The organism is Streptomyces shenzhenensis (assembly GCF_003688995.1).
GTDB lineage: Bacteria > Actinomycetota > Actinomycetes > Streptomycetales > Streptomycetaceae > Streptomyces > Streptomyces shenzhenensis_A.
On record NZ_PENI01000024.1, the window covers coordinates 112,537 to 132,834 of the forward strand.

A 20,298-nucleotide genomic window follows, 5' to 3' on the forward strand; every position below is an offset into this window, starting at 1 on the left:
CCCGGGGCCCGGCTCCGAGACGCCCGGCTCCGGGTCGGTCCCCGGCCGGCTCGTGCGGCCCGGGGCCTCGCGCGTGCGGGCGCGGCCAGCCACGATGGTGCCGCGGACGGCCGACGGCACATCGCGGCACTTCCAGCGGAGCGCTCAGCTCGTGAAGGCCGCGGTGCGGGCGGCCCGCCGCGCGAACACCTCCGCCCGGCGGTCCGCGACCTGCCGCAGCGCCTCCTTGCGGTCCCGCCGGGAGAGCCGGTCCAGGTACAGCTGCCCGTTCACATGGTCGGTCTCGTGGGCGAGGCAGCGTGCGAAGTACCCCGTGCCCTCGACGACGAGCGGGCGGCCGTCCCGGTCGAGGCCGCGCACCACGGCCCGGTCCGGGCGCGGTACCGCCATCACGGCGCCCGGCACGGACAGACAGCCCTCCTCCTCGTCGAGCAGCCGCCGGCCGGCCGGGTCGAGCCGGTCCAGCACGGGGTTGACGATGTGCCCGACATGCCGGGCTCCCTCGTCGTCGGGGCAGTCGTAGACGAACAGTCCGAGGCCGATGCCGACCTGGTTGGCCGCGAGTCCGGCGCCCTCGGCGACGTACATCGTCAGGAACATGTCGTCGATGAGCGCGGCGAGGTCAGGACCGAACTCGGTGACGTCCCGGCAGGGCTTGTGCAGGACCTCCTCGCCGACCTCGGTGATCCGCCGGACCGCACCCCGCCCGGCCTCGGGCGCGAGCCGCGGATACGAGTCGACGGGCCTGCCCTGGACGAAGACACCGGGCATCTCCTGGCTCCCTGTGTTTGTGAGGATGCTGTGGGTGACGGAGCTTCGGGGTTCCGGCCTGTGGGACCTCTCCCTACCCTCCGATTCCCATGACAACAGAACACGCCCAGCACTCCCAGGCGCACGTCGGACACTCCCGCAGACGCTTCCTGGCCGCCGCGGGCTCGATGGCGGCCGGGGGAGCGGCCACCGCCCTGGCGGCAGCGGGACGCGCCGCCGCGGCCCCGGGCGCCGCAGGCAAGCGCGTCGCGGTCCTCGGCGGCGGCGTCTCGGGCCTCAGCGCCGCCCACGAACTCGTCGAGCGCGGCTACGCGGTCACCGTCTACGAGTACTACGACGCCCTCGGCGGCAAGGCCCGCTCGATGGACGTCCCCGGCACCGGCACCGGCGGCCGCAGACCGCTCCCCGGCGAACACGGCTTCCGGTTCTTCCCCGGCTTCTACCGGAACCTGCCGGACACGATGCGCCGCATCCCCTTCCCCGGCAACGCCGGCGGAGTCCACGACAACCTCCGCAGCGGCACGGAGGCGCTGTTCGCGCGCGCCGCCGGCCGCCCCGATCTGCACTTCCCGCTGCGCCGGGTCACCACCCCGCCCGCGCCCGGCGACCTCACCCCGTCCTGGATCCGCGACCAGATCCTGTCCGTCCTCGACCTGGGCACCAGCCTGCCCGCCCACGAGGCCGCCTACTTCGCCGGCCGTCTCCTGGTCCACCTCACCAGCTGCGACGCCCGCCGCGAGGGCCAGTGGGAGCAGGTCCCGTGGTGGGACTTCATCCGGGCCGGCGAGATGAGCCGTGAGTACCAGGTGCTCCTAGGGATCGGCCAGACCCGCAACCTGGTCGCCACCCGCGCCGAGATCGCCTCCACGCGCACGGTCGGCCGGGTCATCGTCGAGGCGCTGCTGCTGTGGGGCCTGCTGGGCCGGGGCATGGACGGCGACGCCGATATCGACCGTGTGCTCAACGCCCCCACGAGCGAGGCCTGGATCGACCCCTGGGAGACCTATCTGCGCTCCCGGGGCGTCGAGTTCGTGCTCGGCACCCAGGTGCGTGAGGTGGTCCACGAGGGCGGCCGGGTGACCGGGGTGCGGGTCCGCGCGCGGGACGGCGGCGAGGAGCGCACCGTCACCGCCGACCACTACGTCTCCGCGCTGCCCGTCGAACACGCCCGCGCGACCTGGGGACGGGCCCTGCGCGCCGCCGACCCCCAGCTGGGCCGGTGCGACGCGCTGAGGACGGACTGGATGACCGGCGTGATGTTCTATCTGCGCACCCCGACGCCCGTCGTGCACGGGCACATCAACTGCCTGGACTCGCCCTGGGCGGTGACGGCCGTCGGGCAGGCGCAGTTCTGGGACGAACGGGACTTCGCGCGCGACTACGGGGACGGGCAGGCCCACGACTGTCTGTCGGCCATCGTCTCGGAATGGGACAAGCCCGGCATCCTGTACGGCAAGACGGCCCGTGAGTGCACCCGGGAGGAGGTCGTCGCCGAGCTGTGGGCGCAGTTGAAGGACGGGCTGAACGACCCGGGCAGGACCACGCTCACCGACGGGGACCGGCTCGGCTGGTTCATGGACCCGGCGGTGACGGGGCTCGGCGGTCCCGACCCGCAGAACCGCGAGCAGCTGCTCATCCATCCCACCGGCACGCTCTACAACCGCCCGTCGGCCAGGACCGCCGTGCCGAACTTCTTCCTCGCGGGCGACTATGTCCGCACGGATGTGGACCTGGCGACGATGGAGGGCGCCAACGAGTCGGCGCGCCGGGCCGTCAACGCACTCCTGGACGCGGACAATTCGGACGCCGAGCGCTGCCGGCTGTGGGAACTGTTCCGCCCGCCGGAACTGGAACCTCTCAAGCGTCTCGACGAGGTGCGCTACCGGCTGGGCCTGCCCAACACCTTCGACCTGGGATGACGCGGAAGAGCCGCCGCCCCCCGAGCGGCTGCGGCCCTTCCGGCTGCGACCGTGCTCAGAGCACCCGCACCGCGCCGGACGGCGGGTCGTACGACAGCGGCCTCTCGACGACGCCCGTGGAGGGGTTCTGCGCGCCGACGAACATGCCGTCGCCGACGTACACCCCCACGTGGTAGGCGCTGCCCGCGCCGCCCCAGTACAGGATGTCGCCCGGCTGCAGGTTGCTCAGCGAGACCTGGGTGCCCGCGGTCGACTGGTCCTGGGAGACGCGCGGCAGGCTGATGCCGACCTGCTTGAAGGCGGTCTGCACGAGCCCGGAGCAGTCGTAGGCGGACGGGCCGGTGGCGCCGGAGACATACGCCTTGCCGACCTGGGCCTTCACGAACGAGATGACCGCGGCGGCCGAACCGGTCGCCGCGGAGCTGCCGCTGGAGACGCTCGCGGAGGCGCCCGAGCCGGCGGCGGGGGTGGAGGCCGAGGCGGAGGTGGAGGCGCTCAGGGCGGTCCGCTCGGCGGCGCGCGAGGCGCGCTCGGCCGCGGCCTTGCGGGCGGCCTCCGCGGCCTTCTTCCTCGCCTCCGCCTTCTTCTTGGCATCGGCCAGGTCCGCCTTGGCCTCTTTCGCGGCCTTTGCGGCGGCCGCGTCGCGCTCGGCCTGGAGCTGGTAGTTCGCGGCGGCCTGCTGCGTGACCTCCGCGGACTGGGCGACCTGGACGGCCATGTCGGCCGTCAGGGTGGGCAGTTCGAGGGTCTGCGTCACAGGTTCGGCGGCGCTCGCCGAACCGGACGCACCGGCGACTGCCAGGGTGCCGAGGACGCCACCGGCAACTCCGGCCCGCATCGCGATTTTCGACGCGTTGCGGCGGGGCTTCCGGTGGCTGCGTATGTGAGCGGTGTGGGACATGGGACTAAGCGGTACCAGGGGCTCCTTCATATCTTCAAGAAACGTGTGCTGTGCCACAGTTGCTCAATCGCGACGGCGAATCTCGGGCGCGTCGTTCTTTATTGACGCCGTAACGGACATTGCGGACGCAGGTGATCAAGCCCGTGATCATGGGCTTTCGCTGATACGCCCGAATTGCCCCGCACCTACCATCGGTTGAGGTCGAGGCCAAGCCCCGTTCTCAGGCGGCTCTCATCGATGTGGCGGAGGTCACGGAACGGTTACCGTGGCCGTCGCGTCCGGTGTCCGGTTTGCGCCCTGTCGACTTCGTGAACGCGTGCACGCGTCCACACCTCGCCCCGCACCTCCTCCTGATGTGTGAACGCGCTCCTCTATCAGCGCGTCCGGTCCAGCACCAATTTGCATGCAAGGGAAGTCTCTTGATATTGAGATGCCCCCTCCGGCCTGGCTTGACGAGCGAAAATGTCACCTCGGGTGATCGCTCAAGCGCCTCAGGTGTGAAGATCACCGCTCATCCGGCTTCATGATCCTTCGTCAGGTGGTGGAGATCACAAAGCTTGAGTAATACCCCGTGTCGCAGATCACAGAGCGGCGGGCATAAGATGCGAGGCAGTTGGGCTTGTGACCCGCTTCACATGTTCTCGATCTTCGCCCGGGACGCGCGGGGCTCGTGGGACGGGTGGGGCGGCTGTGAGCCCGATGCCAACCGCCACCAGTCAGTGCCGACTGAGAGGAGCGAGGAGCGGTGAACGCTTATGCGCCCATCCTCGTACTGGGAGCCCTCGGGGCAGGCTTTGCGATCTTCTCCGTGGTCATGGCCACGTTGATCGGGCCAAAGCGGTACAACCGCGCCAGGCTCGAAGCCTACGAATGCGGCATCGAGCCCACCCCCACGCCGGCCGGCGGCGGGCGCTTCCCGATCAAGTACTACCTGACGGCGATGCTCTTCATCGTCTTCGACATCGAGATCGTCTTCCTCTACCCCTGGGCCGTCACCTTCGACGCCCTGGGTGTTTTCGGGCTCGTGGAGATGCTGCTCTTCGTGCTCACCGTCTTCGTCGCGTACGCGTACGTATGGCGGCGCGGCGGCCTGGAATGGGACTGAGGGGCCTTAAGGACATGGGACTCGAAGAAAAGCTGCCGAGCGGTTTCCTGCTGACCACCGTCGAGCAGGCCGCGGGCTGGGTGCGCAAGTCGTCCGTCTTCCCCGCGACGTTCGGACTCGCCTGCTGCGCCATCGAGATGATGACGACCGGGGCCGGCCGCTACGACCTGGCGCGCTTCGGCATGGAGGTCTTCCGCGGCTCGCCGCGCCAGGCGGACCTCATGATCGTCGCGGGCCGGGTCAGCCAGAAGATGGCGCCGGTGCTGCGCCAGGTCTACGACCAGATGCCCAACCCGAAGTGGGTGATCTCCATGGGCGTCTGCGCCTCCTCGGGCGGCATGTTCAACAACTACGCGATCGTCCAGGGCGTCGACCACATCGTCCCGGTCGACATCTACCTCCCCGGCTGTCCGCCCCGGCCCGAGATGCTGATGGACGCGATCCTCAAGCTCCACCAGAAGATCCAGTCCACCAAGCTCGGCGTGAACGCCGAGGAAGCGGCCCGCGAGGCGGAGGAGGCGGCGCTCAAGGCCCTGCCCACGATCGAGATGAAGGGGCTGCTGCGATGAGCGACGCGAACGGCACCGGCGGCGCGAACGGCGTGAACCCCGAGAAGGACCTCGCCGCCGCCAACCTGCCCGGCCGGCGCGGCGAGGGCGGTGAGGAGATCCGCGTCCAGCGCGGCATGTTCGGCGCCAACAACGGCGGTGACACCTCCGGCTACGGCGGCCTGGTGCGCTCGGTCCGGCTCCCGGGACCGGCCACCCGCCCGTACGGGGGCTGGTTCGACGAGGTCGCCGACGAACTCGAGGGCGCCCTGGAGGAGCAGGGACTCGTCCCGGACAACGCCATCGAGAAGACCGTCGTCGACCGGGGCGAGCTGACCTTCCACATCGAGCGCGCGTACCTGGTCCAGGTCGCCCGCACCCTGCGCGACGACCCGGCGCTGCGCTTCGAGCTGTGCACCGGCGTCAGCGGCGTCCACTACCCGCAGGACAAGGGACGCGAGCTGCACGCCGTCTACCACCTGCGCTCGATCACCCACAACCGGCTGATCCGCCTCGAAGCCAGCGCCCCGGACAGCGAGCCGCACATCCCGTCGCTGGTCGCCGTGTATCCGACCAACGACTGGCACGAGCGCGAGACCTACGACTTCTTCGGCATCGTCTTCGACGGTCACCCGGCCCTCACGCGGATCATGATGCCGGACGACTGGCAGGGCCATCCGCAGCGCAAGGACTACCCGCTCGGCGGCATCCCCGTCGAGTACAAGGGCGCCCAGATCCCGGCTCCGGACCAGCGGAGGTCTTACTCGTGAGCACGCAGTCAGCATCCGCGGCGTCGGCGTCGGCGCGCGAGACGACCGAGGGCACCGTCTACACGGTCACCGGCGGCGACTGGGACGAGGTCGTCCAGTCGGCGACCCGTGCCGACGACGAGCGCATCGTCGTCAACATGGGGCCCCAGCACCCCTCCACCCACGGGGTGCTCCGGCTGATCCTGGAGATCGAGGGCGAGACGGTCACCGAGGCCCGCTGTGGCATCGGCTACCTGCACACCGGTATCGAGAAGAACCTCGAATACCGGACGTGGACGCAGGGCACCACGTTCGTGACGCGCATGGACTACCTGACGTCCTTCTTCAACGAGACCGCCTACTGCCTCGCCGTCGAGAAGCTCCTCGGCATCGAGGACGAGATCACCGAGCGGGCCGAGATCATCCGGGTGCTCCTGATGGAGCTGAACCGGATGTCCTCGCACCTGGTGTGCATCGCCACCGGCGGCATGGAGCTGGGCGCCACCACGATCATGATCTACGGGTTCCGTGACCGAGAGATGATTCTCGACATCTACGAGCTCATCACGGGCCTCAGGATGAACCACGCGTACATCCGGCCCGGCGGACTCGCCCAGGACCTGCCGCCCGGCGCGGTGGACCAGATCCGCGAGTTCGTGAAGAAGATGAAGAAGAACCTCCCGGAGTACGACAAGCTCGCCACCGGGAACCCCATCTTCAAGGCCCGCATGCAGGACATCGGCTATCTCGACCTGGCCGGCTGCATGGCCCTCGGCGCCACCGGCCCGATCCTGCGCTCCGCCGGCCTGCCGCACGACCTGCGCAAGGCACAGCCGTACTGTGGCTACGAGACGTACGACTTCGACATCCCGACCGCCGACAGCTGCGACGCCTACGGGCGCTTCCTGGTCCGCCTGGAGGAGATGCGCCAGTCGCTCAGGATCGTCGAACAGTGCCTGGACCGGCTCCAGCCAGGACCGGTCATGGTCGCCGACAAGAAGATCGCCTGGCCCGCCCAGCTCGCCCTCGGACCGGACGGGCTCGGCAACTCCCTCGACCACATCAAGAAGATCATGGGCACCTCCATGGAGGCCCTGATCCACCACTTCAAGCTCGTCACGGAAGGCTTCCGCGTCCCGCCGGGACAGGCGTACGCGGCGGTCGAGTCACCCAAGGGCGAGCTCGGGGTGCACGTCGTCTCCGACGGCGGCACCCGCCCCTACCGGGTCCACTTCCGCGACCCGTCCTTCACCAACCTGCAGGCCATGGCGGCGATGTGCGAGGGCGGCCAGGTCGCCGACGTGATCGTCGCCGTAGCGTCCATCGACCCCGTGATGGGAGGCGTCGACCGGTGACCACCTCTTCTTCGGAGCGGGGCGTCAGCCTGGGCATGCCGGAACTGCCCGCGCCCGCGTACCCGGACGACGTACGGGCCCGGCTGGAGGCCGACGCGCGCGAGATCATCGCGCGCTACCCCGACTCCCGGTCCGCCCTGCTGCCGCTGCTGCACCTCGTGCAGTCGGAGGAGGGCCACGTCACGCGCACCGGGATGCAGTTCTGCGCGGACACGCTGCACCTGACCACGGCCGAGGTCACCGCGGTCGCCACCTTCTACACCATGTACCGGCGCAAGCCGTCCGGTGACTACCAGGTGGGCGTGTGCACCAACACGCTGTGCGCGGTCATGGGCGGTGACGCGATCTTCGAGACGCTCCAGGAGCACCTGGGTGTCGGCAACGGCGAGACCACCGACGACGGCAAGGTCACCCTGGAGCACATCGAGTGCAACGCGGCCTGCGACTTCGCGCCGGTCATGATGGTCAACTGGGAGTTCTTCGACAACCAGACGCCGGCGAGCGCCACCCGTCTCGTGGACGACCTCCGCGAGGGACGCCCCGTCGAGCCCACGCGCGGGGCGCGCCTGTGCACCTTCAAGGAGACCGCTCGCATCCTGGCCGGCTTCCCCGACGAGCGGCCCGGGGCCGTCGAGGAGAGCGGCAGCGCGGGACCCGCCTCGCTGGTGGGCCTCCGCCTGGCCAAGGGAGAGACCGCACCCGCGCGCGTGGTCCATCCGCGAGCCCAGGAGCCCCAGGACACGCCGCCCGCCGGCCAGGCCACAGAGGAGGGGGAGTGATGACCGTGGAGGCCGAACTCAAGGACCACAGCCCCGAGAAGCTGCTCGCACCCGTGCTGTCGGCCTTCTGGGACGAGGACAGGTCCTGGACGCTGGACGTGTACCGCAGGCACGAGGGGTACGAGGGGCTGCGCAAGGCGCTCGCCATGTCGCCGGACGACCTGATCGCGTACGTCAAGGACTCCGGTCTGCGCGGGCGCGGCGGCGCGGGATTCCCGACGGGAATGAAATGGCAGTTCATTCCCCAGGGGGATGGAAAACCGCACTATCTAGTTGTCAACGCCGACGAATCGGAGCCCGGGACATGCAAGGACATCCCGCTCCTCTTCGCGAACCCGCATAGCCTCATCGAGGGCATTGTCATCGCGTGTTATGCCATCAGGTCGTCTCATGCCTTCATCTATCTGCGTGGTGAAGTCGTCCCCGTTCTGCGGCGGTTGCACGAGGCCGTGCGCGAGGCCCGCGCGGCCGGCTACCTCGGCGAGAACATCCTGGGCAGCGGACTCGACCTCGACCTCACCGTGCACGCCGGCGCCGGCGCGTACATCTGCGGTGAGGAGACCGCGCTGCTCGACTCGCTCGAGGGCCGCCGCGGCCAACCGCGGCTGCGTCCCCCCTTCCCTGCTGTCGAAGGGCTCTATGCCTGCCCGACTGTGGTGAATAACGTCGAATCCATCGCGTCGGTTCCCGCCATCCTGAAAAACGGCAAGGAATGGTTCAGGGCGATGGGCAGCGAGAAGTCTCCCGGCTTCACGCTCTACTCGCTCAGCGGCCACGTCGCGAGCCCCGGCCAGTACGAGGCGCCGCTCGGCATCACCCTGCGCCAGCTCCTCGACATGAGCGGCGGGATGCGCCCCGGCCACCGCCTCAAGTTCTGGACGCCGGGCGGCTCCTCGACGCCGATGTTCACCGACGAGCACCTCGACGTCCCCCTTGACTACGAAGGAGTGGGCGCCGCGGGTTCCATGCTCGGCACCAAGGCCCTGCAGTGCTTCGACGAGACGACCTGCGTCGTGCGCGCGGTGACCCGCTGGACCGAGTTCTACGCCCACGAGTCCTGCGGCAAGTGCACCCCCTGCCGCGAAGGAACGTACTGGCTCGTGCAGTTGCTGCGGGACATCGAGGCCGGCAAGGGTGCCATGGCCGACCTCGACAAGCTCGCCGACATCGCCGACAACATCAACGGCAAGTCCTTCTGCGCCCTCGGCGACGGCGCCGCCTCGCCGATCTTCTCCTCGCTCAAGCACTTCCGCGAGGAGTACGAGCAGCACATCACGGGCCGGGGCTGCCCCTTCGACCCGGCCAAGTCGACTGCCTGGGCCGATCGCCCGGAGGTGAACGCATGACCGTGACCACCAGCGCTCCCTCAGGCGGGGGAGAAGCGGCGGTCCCGCCGGAGGACCTCGTCACGCTGACGATCGACGGCGTCGAGATCAGCGTGCCCAAGGGCACCCTGGTCATCCGGGCCGCCGAGCAACTCGGCATCGAGATCCCCCGCTTCTGCGACCATCCCCTCCTCGATCCGGCCGGCGCCTGCCGGCAGTGCATCGTGGAGGTCGAGGGCCAGCGCAAGCCCATGGCGTCCTGCACGATCAACTGCACGGACGGGATGGTGGTGAAGACCCAGCTCACCTCGCCGGTCGCCGAGAAGGCCCAGCACGGTGTGATGGAGCTGCTGCTCATCAACCACCCGCTGGACTGCCCGGTCTGCGACAAGGGCGGCGAGTGCCCGCTGCAGAACCAGGCGATGTCGCACGGCAACGCCGAGTCCCGCTTCGAGGGGCGCAAGCGGACCTACGAGAAGCCCGTCCCCATCTCCACGCAGGTGCTGCTCGACCGCGAGCGGTGCGTGCTGTGCGCCCGCTGCACCCGGTTCTCCAACCAGATCGCGGGCGACCCGATGATCGAGCTGATCGAGCGGGGCGCGCTCCAGCAGGTCGGCACCGGCGAGGGCGACCCCTTCGAGTCGTACTTCTCCGGGAACACCATCCAGATCTGCCCGGTCGGCGCGCTCACGTCCGCGGCCTACCGGTTCCGCTCCCGCCCCTTCGACCTGGTGTCCTCGCCGTCCGTGTGCGAGCACTGCTCCGGCGGCTGCGCGACACGCACGGACCACCGGCGCGGCAAGGTCATGCGGCGGCTCGCCGCCAACGACCCCGAGGTCAACGAGGAGTGGATCTGCGACAAGGGGCGGTTCGCCTTCCGGTACGCCCAGTTGAAGGACCGGCTCGACACTCCTCTGGTACGCGACGCGGAGGGCGAGCTGAAGCCGGCGTCCTGGCCGGACGCCCTGCAGATCGCCGCCCAGGGGCTGCTGGCCTCGCGCGGCAGGACCGGCGTCCTCACCGGCGGTCGGCTGACCGTCGAGGACGCGTACGCCTACAGCAAGTTCGCGCGCGTGGCGCTCGACACCAACGACATCGACTTCCGCGCGCGCGTGCACAGCGGCGAGGAGGCCGACTTCCTGGCCTCCCGGGTCGCCGGCCGCGGCCGTGACCTCGACGGTACGGGCGTCACGTACACCCTGCTGGAGAAGGCCCCCGCCGTCCTGCTGGTCGGGTTCGAGTCGGAGGAGGAGGCGCCCGGCGTCTTCCTGCGGCTGCGCAAGGCCTGGCGCAAGCACAAGCAGCAGGTGTTCTCGCTGGCCACACACGCCACCCGGGGCCTGGAGAAGACCGGCGGCACGCTGCTGGCCGCGGCTCCGGGCACCGAGACCGAATGGCTGGACGCGCTCGCCAGCGGCTTCGGCCTGGAAGGCGCCGGGACCACGGCGGCCGAGGCGCTGCGCGCCGACGGCGCGGTGATCGTCGTCGGCGAGCGGCTGGCCGGGGTGGCCGGCGGCCTCACCGCCGCCGTGCGGGCCGCGGCCGCGACCGGCGCCCGGCTGGCGTGGATCCCGCGCCGGGCCGGGGAACGCGGGGCGATCGAGGCGGGCGCGCTGCCGTCACTGCTGCCGGGCGGACGGCCGGCGACCGACCCGCGCGCGCGTGAGGAGGTCGCGGCGGCCTGGGGCCTGTCCGAACTCCCGCACCGCTACGGCCGCGACACCGGCGAGATCGTGGCCGCCGCCGCGAGCGGCGAGCTGCAGGCGCTGCTCGTCGCGGGCGTGGAGATCGCCGACCTGCCCGATCCGGCACGCGCGCGTGGGGCACTGTCCGAGGCCGGCTTCGTGGTGTCGCTGGAACTACGGCCCAGCGAGGTCAGCGAGCACGCCGACGTCGTGCTCCCGGTCGCCGCGGTCGCCGAGAAGACCGGCACCTTCCTCAACTGGGAGGGCCGGGCCCGCTTCTTCGAGGCCGCGCTCAAGCCCGACCAGATGACCCGGCGGCTGCCGCCGACCGACGCGCGCGTGCTGCAGATGCTGGCCGACGCCATGGACGTCCACCTGGGCCTGCCGGACCTGCGCACCACGCGCGCGGAACTGGACCGGCTCGGCGCCTGGGACGGGCCGCGGGCCGCCGATCCGCTGGAGACGGCGGCCGCGCCGCCGCGTCCGGCCGTCGGCGAGGCCCTGCTCGCCGGGCACCGGCTGCTGCTCGACCGGGGCGCCCTGCAGCAGGGCGACGAGGCGCTGGCCGGGACCCGGCACGCGGCACGCGTACGCGTGTCGGCCGCGACGGCCGCCGAGTCGGGCGTCGCGGACGGCGAGGTCCTCACCGTGACCGGCCCCGCAGGGACCGTCGAACTCCCGCTCCAGGTCACCGAGATGCCCGACCGGGTGGTGTGGCTCCCGCTGAACTCCGTGGGCGGCGGCGTCGCCTCCGACACCGGGGCCCGGCCCGGCTCCCTCGTCCGTATCGGCCCGGCGACACCCGCCGACCAGGCCCCCAAGGAGGTGGAGGCATGAGCACCTACGTCGCCGCTGAAGACCTCTCGATGTTCGGCACCGACCCCTGGTGGCTGGTCGTCGTCAAGGCGGTGTTCTGCTTCGCCTTCCTGATGCTGACCGTGCTGTTCTCCATCGTGTGGGAGCGCAAGGTCGTCGCCTGGATGCAGCTGCGCATCGGCCCCAACCGGCACGGCCCCTGGGGCATGCTCCAGTCGCTCGCCGACGGCATCAAGCTGATGCTCAAGGAGGACGTCGTCGTCAAGCGCGCGGACAAGGTGGTCTACGTCCTCGCGCCGATCGTCGCCGCCATCCCGGCGTTCATGGCGATCGCGGTGATCCCCTTCGGCCCGGCCGGCAACGAGGTCTCGATCTTCGGCCGGCGCACCACGATGCAGCTCACCGACCTGCCGATCGCGATGCTCTTCATCCTCGCGGTCGCCTCGGTCGGCATCTACGGCATCGTCCTCGCCGGCTGGAGCTCCGGATCGACCTACCCGCTCCTCGGCGGCCTGCGCTCCTGCGCGCAGATGATCTCCTACGAGATCGCCATGGGCGCGGCGTTCGCCTCGGTGTTCCTCTACTCGGGGTCGATGTCCACGTCGACGATCGTCGAACGGCAGCACGACCAGTGGTACATCCTGCTGCTGCCGGTCTCCTTCGTCCTCTACATCGTCACGATGATCGGCGAGACCAACCGCGCCCCCTTCGACATGCCGGAGTCCGAGGGCGACCTGGTGGGCGGCTTCAACACCGAGTACTCGTCGATCAAGTTCGCGATGTTCATGCTCTCCGAGTACGTGAACATGGTGACGGTCTCGGCCGTGGCGACCACGCTCTTCCTCGGCGGGTGGCGGGCCCCGTGGCCGATCAGCACGTTCTGGGAGGGCGCGAACCACGGCTGGTGGCCGATGCTCTGGTTCGTCGTCAAGGTCCAGTTGCTGCTGTTCTTCTTCATCTGGCTGCGCGGCACGCTCCCGCGCGTCCGCTACGACCAGCTGATGAAGCTCGGCTGGAAGGTCCTCATCCCGGTCTCCGTGGTGTGGCTGATGCTCGTCGCCACCGTGCGGGCCCTGCGGAACGAGAACTACAACTTCACCGACATCGCCCTCTACGTGGGCGGTGCCGTCCTCACCCTGCTGATTCTCTCCATCGTCGTCGACATGTTCATGGAGAAGGCGAAGGCGGCCGAACGGCCGGTCGGGGAACCGGGATTCGACCCGATGGCGGGCGGATTCCCCGTGCCGCCGCTGCCCGGACAGGAACTGCCACCGGTGCCGAGGCGCCGCTCGCGCCGCGAGCGGGAGCTGATTGTCAGTGGCGGGTCGGACACTGTCAGTGACGGATCTTCGGATGGAAAGGAGGCGTCCGATGGCTGAGGAGCCCAAGGAGACCAAGCCCGGTTTCCAGAACCCCGTGGCCGGCTTCGGCGTGACCTTCAAGGCCATGTTCAAGAAGCGGCTGACCGAGCAGTACCCGGAACAGAAGAAGACCACGGCCCCGCGGTTCCACGGACGGCACCAGCTCAACCGCCATCCGGACGGCCTGGAGAAGTGCATCGGCTGCGAGCTGTGCGCCTGGGCCTGCCCCGCCGACGCCATCTATGTGGAGGGCGCCGACAACACCGACGAGGAGCGCTACTCGCCGGGCGAGCGGTACGGCCGCGTCTACCAGATCAACTACGCCCGCTGCATCCTGTGCGGCCTGTGCATCGAGGCGTGCCCCACCCGCGCGCTCACGATGACCAACGAGTTCGAGCTGGCCGACTCCAGCCGGGCCAACCTCATCTACACCAAGGAGCAACTGCTCGCCGGTCTCGACGAGGGCATGGTCGACACACCGCACGCGATCTTCCCGGGCATGGACGAGCAGGACTACTACCGCGGGCTCGTCACCGAGGCCGCGCCGGGCACCGTGCGCCAGGCCGCCGTCTCCAAGGGCGAGAAGCCCCAGGAAGAGCCCCAGGAAGAGGAGGTGGAGGCATGACCGCGCCACTCGCCGCGTACACCACCTCCACCGGGGAGGCCTTCCAGTTCTGGGTGCTCGGCACCGTCGCCGTGCTGGGCGCCCTGGGCACCGTCTTCATGAGGAGGGCCGTGCACAGCGCGCTCTGCCTCGCCGGAACCATGATCGTCCTGGCGGTGTTCTACCTCGCCAACGGCGCCTACTTCCTGGGCATCGTGCAGATCGTCGTGTACACCGGCGCGATCATGATGCTGTTCCTGTTCGTGGTGATGCTCGTCGGCGTGACCGCGGCGGACTCCCTGAAGGAGACCATCAAGGGGCAGCGCTGGCTGGCCCTGCTGTGCGGGGCCGGCTTCGGCATCCTGCTGTTCGCGGGCATCGCGAACGCCTCCCTGAAGCAGTTCAACGGCACCGGCCGGGCGAACGCGAACGGCAATGTGGAGGGCCTCGCCGCCCTCATCTTCACCAAGTACGTCTTCGCCTTCGAAATCACCGGCGCGCTGCTCATCACGGCCGCCGTCGGCGCCATGGTGCTCACCCACCGGGAGCGCACCGAGCGGCCCAGGACCCAGCGCGAGCTGGCCGAGCAGCGGGTGCGCGAGGGAGTGCACCTGCCGCCGCTGCCGGCCCCCGGTGTCTACGCCCGGCACAACGCGGTGGACATCGCCGGCCTGCTGCCCGACGGCACCCCGTCCGAGCTGACGGTCAACAAGACGCTGCGCGAGCGCGGCCAGGTCCGTGACGTGTCGACGGAGGCGCTCAACGACCTGCGGGCCCTGGAGCGGCGCGCGGAGGAGCGGCTGGAGCGCACCGAGATCGAGCCGTCGATCGCCAAGCGGCCCGAGGAGGCGTCGAAGTGAATCCCGTCAACTACCTCTATCTCGCCGCCCTGTTGTTCACGATCGGCGCCACGGGCGTGCTCATCAGACGCAACGCGATCGTCGTGTTCATGTGCATCGAGCTGATGCTCAACGCGTGCAACCTGGCGTTCGTCACCTTCTCCCGGATGCACGGCAATCTCGACGGCCAGATCATCGCCTTCTTCACGATGGTCGTCGCCGCCGCGGAGGTCGTGGTCGGGCTCGCGATCATCGTGTCGCTGTTCCGTACCCGCCACTCGGCCTCGGTCGACGACGCCAGCCTGATGAAGCTGTAGGGGGCGCTGGACCGTATGAACGCAGAGAACCTGATCGCGCTGCTGATCGCGGCGCCCCTGCTCGGAGCGGCCGTCCTGCTGGTCGGCGGCCGGCGGCTGGACGCCGTCGGCCACTGGGTCGGCACGCTCCTGTCGGCGGCCTCCTTCGTGATCGGCGTGATCCTCTTCGCCGACCTGCTCGGCAAGGACGCCGAACACCGCACGCTCACCCAGCACCTGTTCAGCTGGATCCCGGTCGAGGGCTTCCAGGCGGACGTCGCCTTCCGCCTCGACCAGCTGTCGATGACGTTCGTGCTGCTGATCACGGGCGTCGGCTCGCTGATCCACCTGTACTCGATCGGGTACATGGAGCACGACGAGCGGCGGCGCCGCTTCTTCGGCTATCTGAACCTGTTCCTCGCGGCGATGCTGCTGCTCGTCCTCGCCGACAACTACCTGCTGCTGTACGTCGGCTGGGAGGGCGTCGGCCTCGCCTCCTACCTGCTGATCGGCTTCTGGCAGCACAAGCCGAGCGCGGCGACCGCGGCGAAGAAGGCCTTCCTGGTCAACCGCGTCGGCGACATGGGTCTCTCGATCGCGATCATGCTGATGTTCACCACCTTCGGCACCTTCGCGTTCGGCCCGCTGCTCGGCACCCACGCCGAACCCGGCCTCGCGGGCGGCGCCTCCGAGGGCAAGCTCACCGCGATCGCCCTGATGCTGCTGCTCGCCGCGTGCGGCAAGTCCGCCCAGGTGCCGCTGCAGTCCTGGCTCGGGGACGCGATGGAGGGCCCGACCCCGGTCTCGGCCCTCATCCACGCGGCGACCATGGTGACCGCCGGCGTGTATCTGATCGTCCGCTCGGCGGCGATCTTCAATGCCGCGCCGGACGCGCAGCTCGTCGTCACCGTCGTCGGCGCGGTCACGTTGCTGTTCGGTGCGATCGTCGGTTGCGCGAAGGACGACATCAAGAAGGCGCTGGCCGGTTCGACGATGTCGCAGATCGGCTACATGGTGCTGGCGGCGGGCCTCGGCCCGATCGGCTACGTCTTCGCGATCATGCACCTGGTGACGCACGGCTTCTTCAAGGCCGGGCTGTTCCTCGGCGCCGGTTCGGTCATGCACGGCATGAACGACGAGGTCGACATGAGGAAGTACGGCGGTCTGCGGACGTACATGCCGGTCACCTTCATCACCTTCGGCCTCGGCTACCTCGCCATCATCGGATTCCCGGGCCTGTCCGGCTTCTTCTCCAAGGACAAGATCATCGAGGCGGCCTTCGCCAAGGGCGGCACCGAGGGCTGGATCCTCGGCGGCGCGGCCCTGCTCGGCGCGGCCATCACCGCGTACTACATGACCCGCGTGATGCTGATGACGTTCTTCGGTGAGAAGCGCTGGCAGCCCGACGAGAACGGCAACGAACCGCATCCGCACGAGTCGCCCAGGGTCATGACGATCCCGATGATCGTGCTGGCCGTCGGCTCGGTCTTCGGCGGCGCGATCTTCGGCATCGGCGACCGCTTCCTGCACTGGCTGGAGCCCGTCACCGGCCACTCGCACGGCGATTCGCCGGTCAGCGCCCTCACCGTCACCCTCGCCACGGTGGTGGTGCTGGTGATCGGCGGCGCGATCGCCTATGCCCAGTACGGCCGCCGCCCGGTCCCCGCGGTCGCCCCGCGCGGCTCGCTGCTCACCCGGGCCGCCCGGCGCGACCTGCTCCAGGACGACTTCAACCACGTCGTCCTGGTCCGCGGCGGAGAGCACCTGACGCGCTCGCTGGTGTACGTCGACCACACCCTGGTCGACGGGGTCGTCAACGGCACGGCCGCCGGCTTCGGCGGCCTCTCCGGACGGCTGCGCCGCGTGCAGAACGGCTTCGCGCGCAGTTACGCGGTCTCGATGTTCGGCGGTGTGGCACTCCTGATCGCCGCGACCCTGCTGATGAGGGCGGTCTGATACCGATGTCCTTTCCCCTGCTGACAGCGACGGCGGTGCTCCCGGCCGTCGGGGCGATCGCCACGGCGGCCGTACCGGCCGCGCGGCGCACCGCCGCCAAGTGGCTGGCGCTGCTGGTCTCGCTCGCCACGCTCGCCCTGGCGATCGTCGTCCTGGTCCGCTTCGACCCGGACGGCGACCGCTACCAGCTCACCGAGTCCCATGCCTGGATCAAGGCCTTCGGGGTCAGGTACGAGCTGGGCGTGGACGGTATCGCGGTCGCTCTCGTCGCGCTGACCGCCCTGCTGATCCCGTTCATCATCCTCGCGGGCTGGCACGACGCCGACCCGCTGGAGACCGGCAGCCGCCGCTGGCGGCCGACCCAGGGCTTCTTCGCCCTGATCCTGGCCGTCGAGGCGATGGTGATCATCTCCTTCGAGGCCACCGACGTCTTTGTCTTCTACATCTTCTTCGAAGCCATGCTGATCCCGATGTACTTCCTCATCGGCGGCTTCGGGGACCGTGCCCACGAGCACGGGGAGAAAGCGGCGGCGACACAACGGTCGTACGCGGCGGTGAAGTTCCTGCTCTACAACCTGGTCGGCGGTCTGATCATGCTGGCCGCGGTGATCGGGGTCTACGTGGTCGCCGGGAACTTCAGCCTCCAGGAGATCGCGCAGGCGCGGGCCGACGGCTCGCTGCACATGGCGACCAGCACCGAGCGCTGGCTGTTCCTGGGCTTCTTCTTCGCGTTCGCGGTGAAGGCGCCCCTGTGGCCGCTGCACACCTGGCTGCCCAACGCCATGGGCGAGGCCACCGCACCGGTCGCCGTCCTCATCACCGCGGTCGTCGACAAGGTGGGCACCTTCGCGATGCTCCGCTTCTGCCTCCAGCTGTTCCCGGAGGCGAGCAAGTGGGCGACGCCGGTCATTCTCGTACTGGCCCTGATCAGCATCATCTACGGGGCGCTGCTCGCCGTCGGCCAGCGCGACATCAAGCGGCTGGTGGCCTACGCGTCGATCTCGCACTTCGGCTTCATCATCATGGGCATCTTCGCGATGACCAGCCAGGGCCAGTCCGGTGCCACGCTCTACATGGTCAACCACGGCATCTCCACGGCCGCGCTGATGCTGGTCGCGGGCTTCCTGATCTCCCGGCGCGGCTCGCGGCTCATCGCGGACTACGGCGGGGTCCAGAAGGTCGCCCCGGTGCTCGCGGGCACCTTCCTGATCGGTGGCCTGGCGACCCTGTCCCTGCCGGGCCTGGCGCCCTTCGTGAGCGAGTTCCTGGTCCTGGTCGGCACGTTCACGCGCTACCCGGCGATCGGCATCATCGCCACCTTCGGCATCGTCCTCGCCGCGCTCTACACCCTCGTGCTGTACCAGCGGACGATGACGGGCCCGGTGAAGGCCGAGGTCGCCAAGATGCCCGACCTGCGGGTGCGTGAGCTCGTGGTGGTGGCACCGCTCGTCGTGCTGCTGATCTTCCTGGGCGTCTACCCGAAGCCCGTCACGGACATCGTCAACCCGGCGGTGCGGCAGACCATGTCCGACGTACACCAGACCGACCCCAAGCCCGAGGTGGAGGCGGCCAAGTGAGCGCAGCAGCCGTCCACAGCCTGTGGACAACCGCGGCCGACCCGATCTCGAAGATCGACGCGCCGAAGATCGAGTACGGACAGCTGTCGCCGACCCTGATCATCGTCGGCGCGGCGATCCTAGGGGTGCTGATCGAGGCGTTCGTGCCGCGCAGATCCCGTTACCACGCCCAGGTGTTCGTGTCCGTCGTGGCGCTGTGCGCCGCCTTCGCCGTGGTGGTCGCGCTCGCGGCCGACGGGTACGGCACGACGAAGGCGCACATCGCGGCGATGGGCGCGATCGCCGTCGACGGGCCGTCGCTGTTCCTGCAGGGGACGATCCTGCTGGCCGGTCTGGTCGGCCTGTTCACCTTCGCCGAGCGCCGTCTGGACCCCGAGGCGCACGGCAACCGGGTCGACTCCTTCGCCGCGCAGGCCGCGTCCGTGCCGGGCAGCGACAGCGAGAAGGCCGCCGTGAAGGCCGGGTTCACCACCACCGAGGTGTTCCCGCTGCTGATGTTCGCGGTCGCCGGCATGCTGGTCTTCCCCTCGGCGAACGACCTGCTGACCCTGTTCATCGCCCTGGAGGTCTTCTCCCTCCCGCTCTACCTGCTGTGCGCGCTCGCCCGTCGCAAGCGCCTGATGTCGCAGGAGGCCGCGGTCAAGTACTTCCTGCTCGGCGCGTTCGCCTCCGCGTTCACGCTGTTCGGCATCGCGCTGCTCTACGGCTACGCGGGCTCGGTGTCGTACGCGACGATCGCGCAGGTCGTCGACGGCACGGTCACCGACGTCGACCCGGCCCTGGCCAACACGATGGGCAACGACGCGCTGCTGCTGATCGGCGGCGCGATGGTGCTGATGGGCCTGCTGTTCAAGGTGGGCGCGGTGCCCTTCCACATGTGGACCCCGGACGTCTACCAGGGCGCGCCGACCCCGGTGACCGGCTTCATGGCGGCGGCCACCAAGGTGGCGGCGTTCGGCGCGCTGCTGCGCCTGCTGTACGTCGTCCTGCCCGGTCTGCGCTGGGACTGGCGGCCGGTCATGTGGGCGGTCGCGATCGTCACCATGCTGGGCGGTGCGATCGTCGCGATCACCCAGACCGACATCAAGCGACTGCTGGCGTACTCGTCGATCGCGCACGCGGGCTTCATCCTCGCGGGTGTCATCGCGACCTCGAGGGACGGCGTCTCCTCCGTCCTCTTCTACCTGGCCGCGTACTCCTTCGTGACGATCGGCGCGTTCGCCGTGGTCACCCTGGTGCGCGACGCGGGCGGCGAGGCGACGCACCTGTCCAGGTGGGCCGGGCTCGGCCGGCGTTCACCGCTGGTCGCGGCCGTGTTCGCGGTGTTCCTGCTGGCCTTCGCGGGCATTCCGCTGACGTCCGGGTTCGCCGGGAAGTTCGCCGTGTTCAAGGCGGCGGCCGAGGGCGGCGCGGGTCCGCTGGTGGTCATCGGTGTGATCTCGTCGGCGATCGCGGCGTTCTTCTACATCCGGGTGATCGTGCTGATGTTCTTCAGCGAGCCCCGGCCGGAGGGCCCGACCGTCGCGGTGCCCTCGCCGCTGACGATGGCGACGATCGGCATCGGTGTGGCCGTCACGGTAGTGCTCGGTGTGGCGCCGCAGTACTTCCTGGACCTGGCGAACCAGGCGGGCGTCTTCGTGCGCTGACGCGTCGCGTCGCATGCGGTACGCGGCGGCCCGGCACCGTTGGGAGGTGCCGGGCCGCTGTCCGTC

17 protein-coding genes are annotated in these 20,298 nt (G+C 69.7%); 15 read left to right on the forward strand and 2 right to left on the reverse strand.

The genetic code is table 11. The features are described 5' to 3' along the window. Positions 1-144 precede the first annotated feature (144 nt). Positions 145-771, reverse strand: coding sequence for a peptide deformylase (def, locus tag CTZ28_RS31050; protein WP_121893037.1), 627 nt, complete (start codon positions 769-771; stop codon positions 145-147). 89 nt (positions 772-860) lie between these two features. Between def and CTZ28_RS31055 the strand changes: the two genes are divergently transcribed. Beyond that, entirely contained in the window at positions 861-2,690 is a 1,830-nt protein-coding gene (locus CTZ28_RS31055; RefSeq protein ID WP_121893038.1) for a hydroxysqualene dehydroxylase, read from the forward strand. A 55-nt stretch (positions 2,691-2,745) separates the two neighbouring features. Here the strand turns inward: CTZ28_RS31055 and CTZ28_RS31060 are convergent, their stop codons facing one another. Continuing rightward, a complete protein-coding gene (locus CTZ28_RS31060; protein WP_121893039.1) occupies positions 2,746-3,591 on the reverse strand; it encodes a C40 family peptidase in 846 nt (281 codons plus the stop codon). Between the two features lie 745 nt (positions 3,592-4,336). On the opposite strand from CTZ28_RS31060, the gene CTZ28_RS31065 reads away from it, so the two are divergent. Genes CTZ28_RS31065 through nuoN form a run of 14 tightly spaced genes read left to right on the forward strand, consistent with a single transcriptional unit; the run spans position 4,337 to position 20,232 of the window. Then, a complete protein-coding gene (locus CTZ28_RS31065) occupies positions 4,337-4,696 on the forward strand; it encodes an NADH-quinone oxidoreductase subunit A (protein WP_086791863.1) in 360 nt (119 codons plus the stop codon). Positions 4,697-4,710: 14 nt separating this feature from the next. Further along, entirely contained in the window at positions 4,711-5,265 is a 555-nt protein-coding gene (locus CTZ28_RS31070; RefSeq protein ID WP_037887621.1) for a NuoB/complex I 20 kDa subunit family protein, read from the forward strand. Then, on the forward strand, positions 5,262-6,014 hold the full coding sequence (locus CTZ28_RS31075) for an NADH-quinone oxidoreductase subunit C (RefSeq protein WP_121893040.1): 753 nt from the start codon (positions 5,262-5,264) through the stop codon (positions 6,012-6,014). Before CTZ28_RS31070 ends, CTZ28_RS31075 begins: the two co-directional genes overlap by 4 nt. Continuing rightward, on the forward strand, positions 6,011-7,348 hold the full coding sequence (locus CTZ28_RS31080; RefSeq protein WP_121893041.1) for an NADH-quinone oxidoreductase subunit D: 1,338 nt from the start codon (positions 6,011-6,013) through the stop codon (positions 7,346-7,348). Before CTZ28_RS31075 ends, CTZ28_RS31080 begins: the two co-directional genes overlap by 4 nt. Continuing rightward, on the forward strand, positions 7,345-8,127 hold the full coding sequence (gene nuoE / locus CTZ28_RS31085; protein ID WP_121893042.1) for an NADH-quinone oxidoreductase subunit NuoE: 783 nt from the start codon (positions 7,345-7,347) through the stop codon (positions 8,125-8,127). Before CTZ28_RS31080 ends, nuoE begins: the two co-directional genes overlap by 4 nt. Further along, complete coding sequence (gene nuoF, locus CTZ28_RS31090; RefSeq protein WP_183154674.1) at positions 8,124-9,473, forward strand: NADH-quinone oxidoreductase subunit NuoF; 1,350 nt, start codon at positions 8,124-8,126, stop codon at positions 9,471-9,473. The genes nuoE and nuoF overlap by 4 nt, the downstream gene beginning before the upstream one ends. Then, positions 9,470-11,974, forward strand: coding sequence for an NADH-quinone oxidoreductase subunit G (locus CTZ28_RS31095; protein ID WP_121893044.1), 2,505 nt, complete (start codon positions 9,470-9,472; stop codon positions 11,972-11,974). Before nuoF ends, CTZ28_RS31095 begins: the two co-directional genes overlap by 4 nt. After that, the gene (nuoH, locus tag CTZ28_RS31100) at positions 11,971-13,332 is read left to right on the forward strand and encodes an NADH-quinone oxidoreductase subunit NuoH (RefSeq protein ID WP_121893045.1); all 1,362 of its coding nucleotides are present in this window, start codon (positions 11,971-11,973) and stop codon (positions 13,330-13,332) included. Before CTZ28_RS31095 ends, nuoH begins: the two co-directional genes overlap by 4 nt. Next, positions 13,325-13,939, forward strand: a complete 615-nt coding sequence (gene nuoI, locus CTZ28_RS31105; protein WP_121893046.1) for an NADH-quinone oxidoreductase subunit NuoI — start codon at positions 13,325-13,327, stop codon at positions 13,937-13,939. The genes nuoH and nuoI overlap by 8 nt, the downstream gene beginning before the upstream one ends. Next, positions 13,936-14,778, forward strand: a complete 843-nt coding sequence (locus CTZ28_RS31110; protein WP_121893047.1) for an NADH-quinone oxidoreductase subunit J — start codon at positions 13,936-13,938, stop codon at positions 14,776-14,778. The genes nuoI and CTZ28_RS31110 overlap by 4 nt, the downstream gene beginning before the upstream one ends. Continuing rightward, positions 14,775-15,074 (forward strand): NADH-quinone oxidoreductase subunit NuoK, encoded by a 300-nt coding sequence (gene nuoK, locus CTZ28_RS31115; RefSeq protein WP_023547474.1) that lies wholly within the window; start codon positions 14,775-14,777, stop codon positions 15,072-15,074. The genes CTZ28_RS31110 and nuoK overlap by 4 nt, the downstream gene beginning before the upstream one ends. 15 nt (positions 15,075-15,089) lie before the next feature. Then, complete coding sequence (nuoL, locus tag CTZ28_RS31120; RefSeq protein WP_121893048.1) at positions 15,090-17,009, forward strand: NADH-quinone oxidoreductase subunit L; 1,920 nt, start codon at positions 15,090-15,092, stop codon at positions 17,007-17,009. 5 nt (positions 17,010-17,014) lie between these two features. Then, complete coding sequence (locus CTZ28_RS31125) at positions 17,015-18,586, forward strand: NADH-quinone oxidoreductase subunit M (RefSeq protein WP_121893049.1); 1,572 nt, start codon at positions 17,015-17,017, stop codon at positions 18,584-18,586. Beyond that, positions 18,583-20,232, forward strand: a complete 1,650-nt coding sequence (gene nuoN, locus CTZ28_RS31130; protein ID WP_121893050.1) for an NADH-quinone oxidoreductase subunit NuoN — start codon at positions 18,583-18,585, stop codon at positions 20,230-20,232. Before CTZ28_RS31125 ends, nuoN begins: the two co-directional genes overlap by 4 nt. Positions 20,233-20,298 lie beyond the last annotated feature (66 nt).